Source organism: Lujinxingia vulgaris, assembly GCF_007997015.1.
In the GTDB taxonomy this organism is placed as follows: domain Bacteria; phylum Myxococcota_A; class Bradymonadia; order Bradymonadales; family Bradymonadaceae; genus Lujinxingia; species Lujinxingia vulgaris.
The window spans coordinates 632,528-646,897 of record NZ_VOSM01000001.1 but is presented as its reverse complement, the minus strand read 5'-3'; the positions used below and the strand labels follow the sequence as shown (position 1 = coordinate 646,897).

At 64.6% G+C, this 14,370-nt stretch carries 10 protein-coding genes and 1 riboswitch; of the genes, 6 read left to right on the top strand and 4 right to left on the bottom strand.

Annotation, left to right across the window (positions count from 1 at the left end):
- The first annotated feature begins 135 nt into the window (after positions 1-135).
- From FRC98_RS02585 to FRC98_RS02575, 3 genes are all read left to right on the top strand, one after another.
- Complete coding sequence (locus FRC98_RS02585; RefSeq protein WP_146979733.1) at positions 136-2,052, top strand: hypothetical protein; 1,917 nt, start codon at positions 136-138, stop codon at positions 2,050-2,052.
- Between the two features lie 974 nt (positions 2,053-3,026).
- Positions 3,027-4,007: a pirin family protein gene (locus FRC98_RS22155; RefSeq protein WP_146979953.1), complete on the top strand. Its 981-nt coding sequence runs from the start codon at positions 3,027-3,029 to the stop codon at positions 4,005-4,007.
- 454 nt (positions 4,008-4,461) lie between these two features.
- Positions 4,462-7,560, top strand: a complete 3,099-nt coding sequence (locus tag FRC98_RS02575; RefSeq protein ID WP_146979732.1) for an HzsA-related protein — start codon at positions 4,462-4,464, stop codon at positions 7,558-7,560.
- 128 nt (positions 7,561-7,688) lie between these two features.
- On the opposite strand, the gene FRC98_RS02570 is transcribed toward FRC98_RS02575, so the two are convergent.
- Positions 7,689-8,129: an acyl-CoA thioesterase gene (locus tag FRC98_RS02570; protein ID WP_230467194.1), complete on the bottom strand. Its 441-nt coding sequence runs from the start codon at positions 8,127-8,129 to the stop codon at positions 7,689-7,691.
- Between the two features lie 131 nt (positions 8,130-8,260).
- Positions 8,261-8,474, bottom strand: a riboswitch (cobalamin riboswitch).
- 303 nt (positions 8,475-8,777) lie between these two features.
- Positions 8,778-9,182, bottom strand: a complete 405-nt coding sequence (locus FRC98_RS02565) for a hypothetical protein (RefSeq protein WP_146979731.1) — start codon at positions 9,180-9,182, stop codon at positions 8,778-8,780.
- Between the two features lie 380 nt (positions 9,183-9,562).
- On the opposite strand from FRC98_RS02565, the gene FRC98_RS02560 reads away from it, so the two are divergent.
- The 3 genes from FRC98_RS02560 to FRC98_RS02550 all read left to right on the top strand — a co-directional run bounded on the left by FRC98_RS02560 (position 9,563) and on the right by FRC98_RS02550 (position 13,039).
- Positions 9,563-10,648, top strand: coding sequence for a hypothetical protein (locus FRC98_RS02560; protein ID WP_146979730.1), 1,086 nt, complete (start codon positions 9,563-9,565; stop codon positions 10,646-10,648).
- Between the two features lie 78 nt (positions 10,649-10,726).
- Complete coding sequence (locus FRC98_RS02555; protein ID WP_146979729.1) at positions 10,727-12,232, top strand: SLC13 family permease; 1,506 nt, start codon at positions 10,727-10,729, stop codon at positions 12,230-12,232.
- Positions 12,233-12,343: 111 nt separating this feature from the next.
- A complete protein-coding gene (locus tag FRC98_RS02550) occupies positions 12,344-13,039 on the top strand; it encodes a DUF2306 domain-containing protein (protein WP_230467193.1) in 696 nt (231 codons plus the stop codon).
- On the opposite strand, the gene FRC98_RS02545 is transcribed toward FRC98_RS02550, so the two are convergent.
- Positions 13,022-13,336, bottom strand: a complete 315-nt coding sequence (locus FRC98_RS02545; protein WP_146979727.1) for a hypothetical protein — start codon at positions 13,334-13,336, stop codon at positions 13,022-13,024. The genes FRC98_RS02550 and FRC98_RS02545 overlap by 18 nt on opposite strands.
- A gap of 238 nt (positions 13,337-13,574) precedes the next feature.
- Positions 13,575-14,330, bottom strand: a complete 756-nt coding sequence (locus tag FRC98_RS02540) for an ion transporter (protein WP_146979726.1) — start codon at positions 14,328-14,330, stop codon at positions 13,575-13,577.
- Positions 14,331-14,370: the final 40 nt, after the last annotated feature.

The following is a 14,370-nucleotide window of genomic DNA, read 5'->3' as shown; positions in this document are numbered from 1 at the left end:
GCTGGCCATCGGGGGCAGGGTGTGCTTTACATGGCGCAACAACCCTTTCCAATCCCCCGCGCGCGCGCCACACCTGGCGAGTCGCGAAATCCTCTGGAGCCAAATCCGATGGTCCGATCCCCTCTTTGATTTCTGATGTTTCTATGCCTGGCCTGGACGCTGGCGGCCTGCGGCGATGATGCCTCGGTCGTTCCCAATGTCCCGGCCCCCACCTGCGACGATGGCGCGCAAAACGGCGTCGAGACCGATGTCGACTGCGGCGGCGACACCTGCGGCACGTGCGACGTGGCTCAGAGCTGCGACGAGGACAGTGACTGCGCCAGCGAGGTCTGCGACGAGGGCGTCTGCGTGAGCCCCGCGCTTCCCGACCCGACCTGCGACGACGGGGCGCAAAACGGAGACGAGACCGATGTCGACTGCGGCGGTGAGTGCGGCGTCTGCGACGAGGGATTGAGCTGCGACATCGCCGAAGATTGCAGCAGCGGCGTGTGTGACGAAGGAATCTGCGCCATCCCCGCCTGCAACGACGGCGTGCAAAATGGCGACGAGACCGACGTCGATTGCGGCGGCGCCTGCGGCGCCTGCGATGATGGCCTGGCCTGCAACATCGCCAACGACTGCGCAAGCGGCGTCTGCAACGGCGGCTTCTGCGCCATCCCCGCCTGCGACGACGGCGTGGAAAACGGCGACGAAACCGACGTCGATTGCGGCGGCGCCTGCGGCGCCTGCGATGATGGCCTTGCCTGCGCCATCGCCAACGACTGCGCAAGCGGCGTCTGCGACGGCGGCTTCTGCGCTGCGCCCTCCTGCGACGACGGCGTGCAAAACGGCAGTGAGACCGACCAGGATTGCGGTGGCGACTCCTGCTCCGCCTGCGACACCGCCGGCGCCTGCCTGCTCGCCAATGATTGCCTCAGCCGCCTCTGCCTGGATGGCTTCTGCGCCGCCCCTAACACCCCGCACTACGGTGACGGAAGCGAGGGTGACGTCAGCGTGCTCACTGGCGAGCCCCTGCTGATCGACGCCGACAAGACCTCGCTGATCTCGCACACCGCCGATACCCTCACGGTGAGCGACGCCTCGTTCTTCGAGGCGGGCGACGAGGTGCTGGTCATCACCATGAAGAGCCTCATCGGCGCGGCGGGCACCCATGAATTCGCGTTCGTCGAGTCGGTCACCGACGACACGCTCTCGCTGAGCACGGCGTTGACCCACGTCTACGACGCCGCAGACACCACCATGGTGCAGCGCGTGCCCCACTTCAGCGATTTAATCGTCGACGGCACCCTGACGGCGTCGGCCTGGAACGGCACCCTGGGCGGCGTGGTGGCCTTCCGCGTCTCGGGCACGCTCACGGTCAACGAGAGCGGCCAGATCCTCGCTGACGGGCTGGGCTTTGTCGGTGGCATTCGCGGCGAGAGAAGCGGAACGACGCGCACCGGCGGGCAGGGAGAGACCTTTTTGAAGACCACACGACTTCGCGCGCGCGGTAATAACGAAGGCGGTGGAGGCGGAGGTACCTATGGCGGCTCCGGCTCCGAAGATGACGCCGGCGGCGGAGGCGGCGGATCCCACGCCACAGCGGGCGCCAACGGCGTCGGCAAACACGGCAGTGGCGGAATCGCTGGAACGACCTACGGCGCGGGCGATGCCACGCTGCTCACCGCCGGCTCCGGCGGGGGCGGCGGAGGTGCCGACCACTACACCGGCGGTGCGGGCAACTCCGACGGGGCGCGCGGTGGTGCAGGTGGCGCGGGGGGCGGCATCATCTTCATCGCCGCGGCTCAGGTGCAGCTTAACGGAGCGGTGCGCGCCGCCGGCCTCAACGGCAACAACGCCGTGCGCGAAGACAACGGTGAGGGTGGCGGCGGCGGAGGCGGTGCCGGCGGCCTGGTGCTCATCTACACCGAAACAGCCGAGGCCGATCGCGGCAGCGTGCTGCCCTCGGCCGCGGGCGGCATCGGTGGCGTCGGCTCGCTGAACAACGGCCCCTGGAACACCACCCGAGGTGGAGACGGCGGGGAGGGTTATGTCCATGTACTGGCCCCCTGAGCGTTGCCCCGGGGCTGTGCTTTAAAAAGGCTCGTCGGGCGTAGTCCGCTCATGAGCGCGAAGCCAGCAGCCTGAGCGCTTTGAGGGTCAACGCTTGCCCTGATTGAAAAAGCCAGCAGCCTGCCCCCTCTCAGGGTCAACGCTTGCCCTGATTGAAAAAACGCCGGCGCTCCGATCGGAGCGCCGGCGTTCTTCGTTGGACCTCCTCCAAAACATGCGCCTTCTGCATACCAAACATGCGCCATATCTATGAAATGAATCCACCCTCAAACACGTTTGAGGCTACGATGTCAGAGATGTCAAAGTCGCTGAATTCCCGACGAAAAACCTCTTCACAGGCCTGATGTATGACTCCGGAAGATGCCCTGCGCCGCGGCAAAGCCTTTTTGGATGAAGCCACCGAAAACCTCACCTTCGATGCCTTTGACTGGGCTTTTGAGGAGGTCTGGCACGGTGTGGCCTGGCTGCTCAATGCTCTGCATCCCGAGCCCCTCAGCGACATCCACACCGGCGAAAAAGGCCAGCTCCCCCAGGCCGGCTCCCTCCAAGCGATCTACGCACGTCAGGCCTCGCCGCCTCCCCAGGCCAGGGTCGCGCTGCGCCTGGAAGCGCTGCACACCCGGGTCACCCATGGCCACACGCTGACCAGCGACGACGTTGCCGATCTTATCTTCGAGGCCTGGCAGCTCCACGATTATTGTGGCGAGTCGCTCAACATCGCCGATGAGCGGCTGGCGGGCCGCCTGATGCTCAGCGAGCCCTCCCCCGGTCGCATCGGAACGCCGGTGGTGGCCCGACGCACCGCGCTGAAGATGCTGGCCGCCGGCGCGCTGCTGCCCGCCGTCGCCTGCCAGAAGATCGAGCGCGACAACCGCCCCGCCCGCGCCACCTCCCCTACCGATCCGGGCGCCGCATCAACGCCCGACCTTGAGCATCCCCCGGCGACCATCAAAGCGGTCAGCGCCATCGACGCGATGCACTGGCCCACCACCGATCCCTTTCTCTTCTGTGCCCACCACCGCGACGACTACCCCGAGGGTAACGGCAAGATGGGCCCGGCTGCATCATTGGCGGGCCGTCATCTCGGCCGCGACTTCGACGAGCAAAAGCCCTGGCGGATGTACCACGGCCAGAGCGTCCCCGGCTTTCCTCGCCACCCTCACCGTGGCTTTGAGACCGTCACCGTGGTGCGCTCTGGCTTTCTCGACCACACCGACTCCATGGGCGCCACCGCCCGCTACGGCGCCGGTGATGTGCAATGGCTGACCTCGGGCCGCGGCATCCAGCACTCCGAGATGTTTCCGCTTCTGCGCGACGACGCCCCCAACCCTCTGGAGCTCTTTCAGATCTGGATGAACCTGCCCCGCGCCGACAAGATGGTCGACCCGCACTTCACCATGCTCTGGAACGAGCGCATCCCCCGCGTCATTGAGCAAGACGCAAAAGGCCGCATCAGCGAGCTGACCATCGCCGCCGGCACCTTTAAAGGTCACCGCCCCCCGGCCCCTCCCCCCGCCTCCTGGGCCGCGCGCAAAGAGAGCGACGTGGCGATCTGGTCGATTCGCCTGGAGGCCGGCGCACAGCTTGAGCTTCCCGAGGTCAACCCCGGCACTCTGCGCTCGCTCTACGTGCACCAGGGCCAGAGCGTGACCATCGCCGGCCGCCCCATCGCCAACAAACGCCGCGTCGAGGTGGAAGATCCCGGCGCCATCACCCTGGAGGGCGGCCCGGCCGAGGCCGAGGTCCTGCTTCTTCAGGGCCGCCCCATCAACGAGCCCATCGCCCAGCGCGGTCCCTTTGTGATGAACACCCAGGACGAGATCCGCCAGGCCTACGCCGACTACCAGCGCACCCAGTTCGGGGGCTGGTCCTTTGGCGACAACGGTCCGGTCCACGAAGTCAAAAAGGGGCGCTTTGCGCTCCACGCCGATGGCACCTTTGAGGAGCCGGTCTGATCGTCACCGCACCCACCTGAAGAACGCGTCAAAAAGCGCCGAACCTCTCCAAAGGTTCGGCGTTTTTTATGCCTCTTATCACGCTCCCCGGCATCAGCCCCCCGGCGTTACCACCTTTTGCAAACACACATGTGCGGGCCCGGCACCGCAATGTTAGTATTCGCTCACTTGATGAAACTCCGGGGCCTTTTGTCGTCGCGAACCCCATCTGTATGCCTCAATGCCCGCGGCGAAATGATGGACCTATCCGCTTATAGCGCCGTGAGACCATGTTGACGCCTTTGGATGCGAAATCGAGAGTGGCCTGGGCAAGGCGAAAACCACAGGCGATGCTTTAGCATCGTCGAGGATTTGCAACGCAGCTCAGGGTGCTCTCGATGCAGCAGACATGGCGTCAACGTTGGCTCACGGCGTAGAAATTTTAATGACGATTTTGCCTTATATGGAGGCGACGATGCAGCGACTTCTTCTCACACACCTGTGTATCGGGCTTCTCCTTGCGCTCACTTCAGCCTGCTCCGAAGAGACGCGAGGCGATGACCTCACCCCTGGCCACGCTCCCGATGGCGGCGACGTGGGTGAGGATACCCATGACCCGAATGATCCCAGCGATCCCGACGATCCGAACAACCCGGGTCGCGCCGAGGGGCCGGGGCTGCCCTACCACCCCGGCGAGCCCCCACCCGGCACTCCCGACGACGTGGCGCAAGGCGTCTACTACGACATCGTGTATGTGCGCGCCCCGCGCTACGGCGACGAGACCAACACCGAGTGGCCCGAGGTCAAGGACCCCATCCGCATGGAGCCCGGCACCGACCTGATGCTTCTTCGTCCCGACGGCAGCGAAGAGGTCCTGGTCTCCGGCGGTGAGAAAGGCGCGGTGATCGACCCCTTTGTGACCTTCGACGGAACCTCGGTGCTCTACTCGCACTGCCCCGACGTGGTCGACGTCAACACCCAGCGCCGCGACGCTCCCCGAGCCGGCTGCGACATCTATCGCATCGAGCTTGAGAGCCGCCAGATCGTGCGCCTGACCCACCAGGAGTGGACCCCCAACACCGGCGCCGGCAACTGGTCCCCCAACATGCTCGAAGCTCAGGAGCGCGGGCAGAACTACCCGGGCTACGGCGTCTTCAACCTGGGCGCAACGCCGCTGCCCGGCGGCAAGATCATGTTCACGTCCAGCCGCGACACCATGCTCCCCAACAAAGACTTTACCTTCCCCAACCTGCGCCTCTACGTGATGGACGCCGACGGCAAAAATGTCGAGCCGGTCGGCCACCTCAACCTCGGTAGCGCCCTGCATCCGAACATCCTTCACGATGGCCGCGTAATGTTCTCCAGCTACGAGTCCCAGGGCCTGCGCGACCAGCGCAACTGGGCGCTGTGGGTCATCTACCCCGATGGGCGTCAGTGGAACCCCCTGATGAGCTCCTTCGCCTCCGCGAGTTCATTTCACTTCTTCGCCCAGCTCTCCAACGGCCATGTAACCGTCACCGAGTATTACAACCAGAACAACAACGGCTTTGGCACCCTGGCGGCCTTCCCGCTGACCCTGCCCGAGCCCGACCGAGCTCCTTTCGGCTCGCCGGTGCCCGACGACGCGAGCAACCCCAGGATCCAGATCGGCTGGTACTCCAACGGAAACCCGCAGTACATGCGCTTTCCCTTCTCGCCACAGGGGCTCTACTCGCTGACCCCCTTCGCGTTGGGCGGCGACAGCGCCGCGTCGATTCACCCTGACACTGGCGAGTTCACCGGCAAGGTGACCCACCCCTCGGCCGCCCCCCATAACGATCTTCTGCTGGTCTATACCCCCGGCCCGGCCAACCACCTCAACCGCCCCACCCCCATCCCCTACTACGACGGCGGCATCTACCGCCTGGCCGCCGGTGAGCCGGTGCTCAACCCCGAAGATCTCATCGAGATCAAAAACGACCCGGCCTACAACGAGCAACAGCCCCGCGCGGTCGTGGCCTACCGCGACATCTACGGCATCGAGGAGCCCGCGCGGCTGAGCTGGCTTCCCGAAGATCAGGAGCACGCCGACGAACTTCCCACGGGAAGCCCCTTCGCCCTTCTCGGCAGCGCCAGCCTCATCAAACGCGACACCCGCCCCGGCCAGGGCAAAGACGCCTTCGACGGCCTGGAGCCCTTTAACACCTCCCAGAACAACACCGGCTCCAACTGGTTTGTGCAGGGCGCGGATTCGGGCATCTACACCGACGACGACATCTGGGCGGTGCGCATCGTCGCGATGGAGACCCCGACCCACCGCAGCTACGGAACGCACTCCGGCGTGAAGTTTACCAACCACGCCAACGAACGCCTGCGCATCCTTGGCGAGATCCCGGTGCGCAAGTTCGATGACGCCGGCGAGCCTGTGGTCGACCCGGATGGCAACCCCGATACGAGTTTTCTGGCCAAAATTCCGGCCGACACCCCCTTCACCTTCCAGACCCTGGACCGCGACGGCATGGTCCTCAATTCCTCGCAGACCTGGCACCAGCTTCGCCCCGGTGAGGTTCGCTACGATTGCGGCGGATGCCACGCGCACTCCCAGAGCCCGACGGACTTTGAAGCGACTGCCGCCGCACGCGAGGACTACCAGATCTGGGACTTGACCCGCACAACGCCCCTGCTCACCCGTGATGATGAGGGGCAGCCGGCGCTCATCGAGCGATCTGAGCGCGCCGTGGATGTGGAGTACCTGCGTGATATCCAGCCCCTCTTTGAGCGCTCCTGCACCCCCTGCCACTCCGAGAGCAGCACCGGTGGCCCGGCCATGGATCTGGTGCTCGACGACACCGAGCTCATCGACGGCTATCCGGGCACCTGGCATCGCCTCAACAACGACGCGGCCGCCCAATGGGGCATCCCCCCGCTGGTCCGCGTGGGCGAATCCCCGCGCTGGCGCCAGGCCAACGCCTCACGCACCATCCGCAAGTTCCAGTCGCGGCGAAGCCTGCTGACCTGGAAGGTCTTTGGCCGCCGCCTCGACGGCTGGAGCAACGAAGACCACCCCTCGGCCAGCGTCCCCGGCGACGCCTCCACCCTCCCCGAGGGTGCCCACCCCAACGACTCCGATCTCGACTACATCGGCGAGCTCATGCCCCCGCCCGGCTCCGACGTGCCGGCGCTGACCCATGACGAGAAGATGACCATCGCCCGCTGGATCGACCTTGGCAGCCCTGTCGACCATATCGACGCCGCCGAGTCTGGCTACGGCTGGTTCCTCGACGACCTTCGCCCCACCCTCGTGGTCGCAAGCCCCCGCGAGCGGCACATCAGCGAGCCTCTGCAGGAGATTCGCTTCGGCGCCTTCGACTACTACACCGCCCTCGATGAGGCGCGCACCTCGGTCATCGCCGACTTCGAGATCCAGGGCCGCCCGGCTGGAAGTGAGCTGGCCGACCTTTTCGTCGAAAGCCACGATCGCGTCTGGGCGCTGCCTCTTGAGACCCCGGTGAGCAGCGGCACCATCACCGTCACCGTCTACGATCAGCAGGGCAACCAGACTCGCCGCGAGCGCTACTTCGAGCTCAGCGACTGAACCACCCCGATCCTGCTGCTCGGCACGTCTGCCGCATCATCAGCCAGAGCCGGCCCCCGCCAGGGGGGCCGGCTTTTTTTGGAGCTCCTGCCCCTCGCTCCGAAGCCTCCGCCCCGGGGGGGCTCCCCTCACATCGAGGTCTCTGCCGATGTCGCCAGCGCCGGCACCCGCGTCGGCTTCCCATGCGCATCAAGCGCCACCATCACGAACTTCCCCTGCGTGCCCGGCTGCCGATCCCCGCTCAAAAGATCCTCGGCCACAAGCGTGACCTCCACCGTCACCGAGGTTCGCCCCGTCTCCACCACCCGCGCGGTCAGCTCCACGAGCTGCCCCTGACGCACCGGCACATGAAAATCACAGCGCTCGCTGCACGCCGTCACCACCGTGCGCCGCGTGTAACGCGACGCCACGATAAACGCCGCCTTATCCATCAACGCCAGCGCCTGCCCGCCAAAGAGCGTGCCGTAGTGGTTGGTCTGCTGCGGAAAGACCATCTCAATGAGCTGCACCTCGGTCACCTGACCGGGGGCGAGGGTCTGAGGGTCGAGCATGTCGTTGGAGCTGTGCATCGGTCTGCCTCTCAAAGTCGTATGAAGGCCGAAGATGCACAGAGAGCCGTGGCACCCCCCATCCAGGGGCGCGCGCGGCGACCTGCCCATCTCCCGCGAGAATCAAGGTCGGTACGGGGTCCGTTTTTCGCTCAGATCACCCGGCGCGGGCAGGTCTTCGGGCTTGCAAGCGCGGCAGCCCCACCTTCGGGACTCACCTCCTACCGGCCACGGCTTCCCGACTCTAAAAGAGCCAGTGCCTTTCATGTGGCCTTCGTTCTTGCTTACCGCTGCGGGGCAGCCCCGGAATCTCACCGGGTTCCCTCTTCTGGCCAAAAGTCCCCGACCCACACGCCATCATGGGCCGATTCCTCCCGGCTACTCGCCAGCCCCTCACGGGGCGGACACCAGCGCGGGGGGAGTATCGGGGGCACATGCGCTCAGGGCAAGCCGCGCGGTGATGCTCGGGGCCACTCCTTGCCCCCGGGATGCGGTAGCCACAAAGACTCCTCCGAGCGCGTGGACTGCCAGCATCCTCCGTAGCCCTCCTCCCCTTTGTCGCTTTTATCTCTGTGTCTCCACAACACAATCCGCCCCCCTTATCCGCGACTGAAACGCCCGCTGCCGAAGGGGCCGCGATAGCCCGGCAACCACTGCCCATTCCTACCCTCAACGCAACCGCCCCACGCTGAGCACCAGCGTCGTCGGCATGAACCGCTCGGTGTTCATGACCTGCGAGACCTCCAGGCTGATCGTACGGGTGTCGTAGTCCCACCCGAACAAACGATCGAGAGCCCCACCCCCTTTATGCTGGCGATCGGCAAGTCCTACCGCCAGACGCACGTTGAGGCCGGAGCGCTCTTCATCGCCCACATATCCTGCCACAAAGCCCAGGGACGGAGCCCCGTAAAAGGTCAGCTTCTCCGTCTCGATATAGATGGGAAACTTGACCCCACCACCAATTCCCAGGCCCTTCATGCCCACACGAAGCTCCTGGAAGACCAAAAATCCCCCCGTGCGATCATCGCCCAACTCAATGGCGCCGTGGGCCTGATAACTCGAAAGATTCCCCATTTCTGCAGGGGTCGCGCTAAGACCGACGCGCCCGCCCGCAGCGCAGCCCAACGCGAACACGCTCAGGACGAGTAAAAGAAGCAGTTGAACGACGATTTGATGTAGTTTCAGGGCTTCCATGACGACCTCCTCAATCAGGGTGGCAAGCCCTTCAGCAATACACATGCCAGGTGGGTTTCATGCTGATTTTAGGTCGTTATTTGCATGTCTCTGCGCAAAACGCACAGACCATGTTCATTTTATGAACACACGACCCACACAAAACGACCACCTTCGACCATCCCAACCCGCGCGCGCGCCCTCTCCCACACCCCCGTTTCGTCTGCTACTCTCCTCATCATTCTGCCTGTCTCTGCGCCCATCGATGTCCGAGCGATAGCATGATGCGAACCTACCTCTCCTACCTCATCGTCTTTGTGGTCGGCATCACGTCCGGCGCCCTGCCCTTCCTGCTCTTCTCATCCGAGCCCGCCGAGGGTCCGACGATGATCGCTTATAACGCGGCGGACCGGCCTCCGGGCGAAGGCGCGGGCGAGGAGACCCTGGCGAAGCTGCAGGAGGCCGCGGCCAAAAGCGGCCAATCTTGCGAGGAGACGCTCGCGCTCACCCAGAAATCCCTCGCCAGCGCCATCCAGGAGCGCGACGCCCTGCGCGAGCATAACGACGAGCTCGCAAAGCTCATCGATCGCACCTCCCCGGAGGTGCCCATGGCCTTTCCCGCCGAGCTCGACGAGGCCTTTCGGCCCGAGAACTTTGAGCAGATGGTCGACCAGCTCATGCAAGAGTGCCCCGATGTCTTTCCCCCGGAGACCACCGTCAATTGCTCCGAGTACCCCTGCGCGATGGAGTTCCCTCTGGAGCATGAAGGCGACCCGCAACAGGCCTGGCGCTTCGACTATCGGGCGGCCTGCCCGGCCATCAACACCCTCTTTGGCCACGCTCGCCAGCAGCCCATGGTCAACACCGTCGGCGACCAGACCCGCGTGCAATATCTGGTGCACGGCACCGGCATCGGGCTCGACCAACACCTCAAAGAGCGTCACCAGAAACTCCAGAACCGCATCCAGCAGCGCTGGCATGCCGAGCGCCAGGCCATGTTCCGCGACCTTCACGAAGACGCCTGCCTGACCGAAGGCAACCCCGAAGCCTGCCGCGAGCTCGCCAACGCCCACTGGAACTCCACCGAAGCGCGCGAGATCTACAATCAGTCCGCCTGCGACGCCGACGACGCCGACGCCTGCAACAGCCTGGCATGGGAGCGCTGCTACGGCGCCGGCCAATGCGACGCCACCGCCGAGACCATCGCTCGCAAGGCCGTGGACCTCGCCCCCGAAAACGGCAACATCATCCACACCCTGGGCGTGGTGCTCTGCCAGCGCGGCCAGGCCCAGGCCGCCGCCCGCACCTGGGAGTCGGCCTGCAACATCGGCCACGACCTCTCGTGCACAGAGATCTGCTCCCCCTGAGCAGTCATGAGCTCCCTACCTTGACCACCCCCACCCATCCCTTAATCTGTGCGCTCCTTCCTTCGGAGTGCTCGCCACATGACCCCCCCTTCAGCTGAAACGCCCGCCCCCACCCGCACCCCGGCAAAAAGCATCGGCCTGATCGCCGGCCCGGTGGTCTTCTTTTTGATCATGCTCGGCCAGGGCATTGAGGGGTTATCTGCCGCCGGCACCGCCGCGCTGGCCATTACCCTCTTGATGGCCATCTGGTGGCTCACCGAAGCCATCCCCATCTACGTCACAGCGCTCGTGCCCATTGTGCTCTTTCCGCTCACCGGGGTGCTCCCCGCGGCGGAGACCACGCTCAACTACGGCCACGAGCTCATCTACCTCTTTCTGGGCGGCTTTCTGCTCTCCATCGCCGTGGAGAAATGGCACCTGCACCGCCGCGTCGCGCTGACCATCATCGCCAAAGTCGGCTTTGAGCCCTCGCGGCTGGTGCTGGGCTTTATGGTCGCCACGGGCTTTTTGTCGATGTGGATCAGCAACACCGCCAGCGCCATGATGATGGTCCCCATCGGCCTGGCCGTTGTCACCCAGGTGGCCGCCCTCACCCAAAAGCACCAGCCCGAGATCGACACCCGCCCCGGCGGCTTTCATTTCGGCATGGCGCTGATGCTGGGCATCGCCTACTCGGCGTCGATCGGCGGTATCGCCACCATCATCGGCAGCCCACCCAACGCCATCTTTGTGGGCTACGTGGACCGCGTCTACGGCACCACGATCTCGTTTTTGCAGTGGATGTACTACGGCCTCCCCATCGCGATCGTGGGCATCCTCATCGCGTGGTTTTACCTGACCAAGAGGGCCTACCCCATTCGCATCGGTGGCATGGAGGGCATCGCGCAGGTCGTCGACGAGGGGCTGCGCGAGCTCGGCGCGATGCGCCACTCCGAGCGCCGCGTGCTCGCCATCTTCGCGCTCGTCGCCGGCCTCTGGGTGCTTCGCGGCGCGCTGGCCCCCCACCTGGCAACCTTTGGCCTGGGCGGCTTCTCCGACACCACCGTCGCCATCCTCGGCGCCATCCTGCTCTTCATCGTCCCCTCCCACTGCGAGCCCGGTGAGCCCCTGCTCGTCTGGGAAGACGTGCGCGAGGTGCCCTGGGGCATTCTTTTGCTCTTCGGGGGGGGGCTGGCGCTGGCCAGCGGCATCGAGGCCAGCGGCCTTGCCACCTGGCTCGCCGAGGGTCTGGGCTTTTTAGAAGGCGCCCCGGGCATTCTGGTGATCCTAGTGCTCGTGGCCGTCGTCATCTTTTTGACCGAGGTCACCTCCAACACCTCCACCGCCACCATCTTTGTGCCCGTGGTCGCCATCCTGGCCACCGTCGTGGGTCTGCACCCCTACACCCTGATGATCTCGGTGGTCACCGCCGCCTCCTGCGCCTTTATGCTGCCGGTGGCTACCCCACCCAACGCCGTGGTCTTTGCCTCAAACTACGTCACCATGAACGACATGATGCGCGCCGGCCTGCGCCTCAACATCGCCTTTATCGTGCTCATCGCCCTTCTGGGGCGCTTGTGGTTGCCGGTGGCCTGGGGGATCTGAGCGCCCGGCGCGCCTGAGGCCCCGGTTGAGCCCCCGCCACCTTTCTGTCAACGTCTAAGGTGCCTCAAAACGCTCCTCCCCCTGGCCCCGACGAGCCGAGACTTTTTGCGTATGGCAGATCCCCGCTCCCCTCAAGATTCCTTTGAGCTCTACCAGCGCGTCGTCTGGTTTTTCACCACGGTGGTGGCCTTTGTGACGGCCTCCTCGGTGATTTATATCCTGGTCTCCCACGGCTTTCTCACCCGCTCTGAGCCCCTCTCCTCCGAGGTTTTTGCCGGCCAGCACCGCCTCAACAACCTGATCCTGGGCATCCACATCCTCACCGCGCTCCCGCCCCTGATGCTCGGGCCCTTTAACTTCATCCGCCGCTATTTGCGCACCCGCTACCACCGCTGGTCGGGCTGGGTCTACGTGGTCACCATCTTCGTCAGCAGCATCACAGGCTTTGCCCTGGCCACCGCCAACGAGTACGGCATTTTTGCAAAACTCGGCTTCGCCACCCTGGCAGTCGTCTGGTTCTTCACCACCTGGATGGCGCTGAAAACCGCCCTCGGCCGCCGCTTCCGCGAGCACCGCGAGTGGATGCTGCGCAGCTACCTGGTCACCCTGGCCGTCGTCACCGTGCGCATGCTCCCCCACCCCGCCTTTCTCACCCTGGATCAGTGGTACCCCTTCATCACCTGGCTCTGCTGGGTCCCCAACCTGATACTCGCTGAACTCTACATCCGCGCCACCACCTACAAGGGGCGGCTGCGCTCGGACTGGCGCGCGCGTCTTCTGGCCCGACGCTCAACTCCCACCCACTGAGTCTTTCTCCCCCCTCGGCTCGGCCCTGATCACCTCAGGCTTACAGTCCGCGCCCCCGGCATTCGCGCCGACAATGCGCCCTCCCCTCATCTTTAGCACCGCCTGCGCGTGCCCCTGCGCCCACATCAAACGCTCGTCCGGCGTCAGCGATAGAAACCACCGGATAAGCGTGCGATCGACCCCGTCCTCCGTGATCTCGTCGGGGCCCAGGCCTGTTGCCGGGTCGCGCAGCTCCTCGGGAGAGGTGGACAACGCGCGCGCTTCGTCAGGCTTTGATGCGTTCTTATCTGAGACCATAAAAACCTCCACATTCGGGCATAAGCGACATCGGCGTCTCACCCACTATCCAGCGATTCCACCCTAAAACCCTCACCGCGCGGCGTCCATGCCGCAGCGCCATGCCCGCCCGCCCTGATCAAAAAACCCCGGACCGCTCTCGCGGCCCGGGGTTTTCGTTCATCTCGCGTCAGCACGCGCCCGCGGTCGAGTAGTTACCGGCGCCCATTCGACTACCCATCTCGCGGCACACACCGCATCACACCTGCCCGTCCGGCTCCGAGTCTCCCTTAAGATGCTCCACAAACCCCGAGCTCAGGATGGCCGCAGGCAGCGCAAACATCCCCACACCAATCGTCGCCACCACCGCCCCCGCGATCCTGCCCAGCGGCGTCACGGGCGCCATATCGCCGTAACCTACGGTCGTCAAGGTCGCCACGCCCCACCACATCGTCGCCGGAATGCTCGAGAACACCTCCGGCTGCACCGGAAATTCGAGGTAGTACACCACCGTCGACGCCGCGATCAGCATCAAAAAGCCTACAAAAGCCGTGGCTCCCAGCTCATTTCTTTTGCTTTGCACCACGGTCAACATCACCCGCAACGCTCGGGAATGCCGGCTTAACTTCAAGATTCGCAATAGCCTGAAAACACGAATCGTTCGGAGATCCACAACCCCTTGAGGCAAAAAGGCAGGTACGATCGCCACCAGGTCAATAAGCATCATCGGTGACGCCATAAACTTAATCCGCCCCAAAACGGAACTCCGCCCATCCTCGACACAAACCCAGACTCGGACCAGGTATTCAATCACGAAAATGACCACGGAGATCAGATTGATATAGTAGAATACAGAACCATAGATCTGACTTAACGCCGAAACGGTCCCCAGAATTGAGACCGCCACGTTAACGCTGATCAGAAGGGTTAAAAACACCCGCATCATACGAGCGGCCTGCCGATTGGACTCCGAGACCATCAACTCGTAGAGAATCGCACGAACCTGAACGATCAAACCTTACCTCCCACATGCTCCCAAAACACAGCGCCCTCCC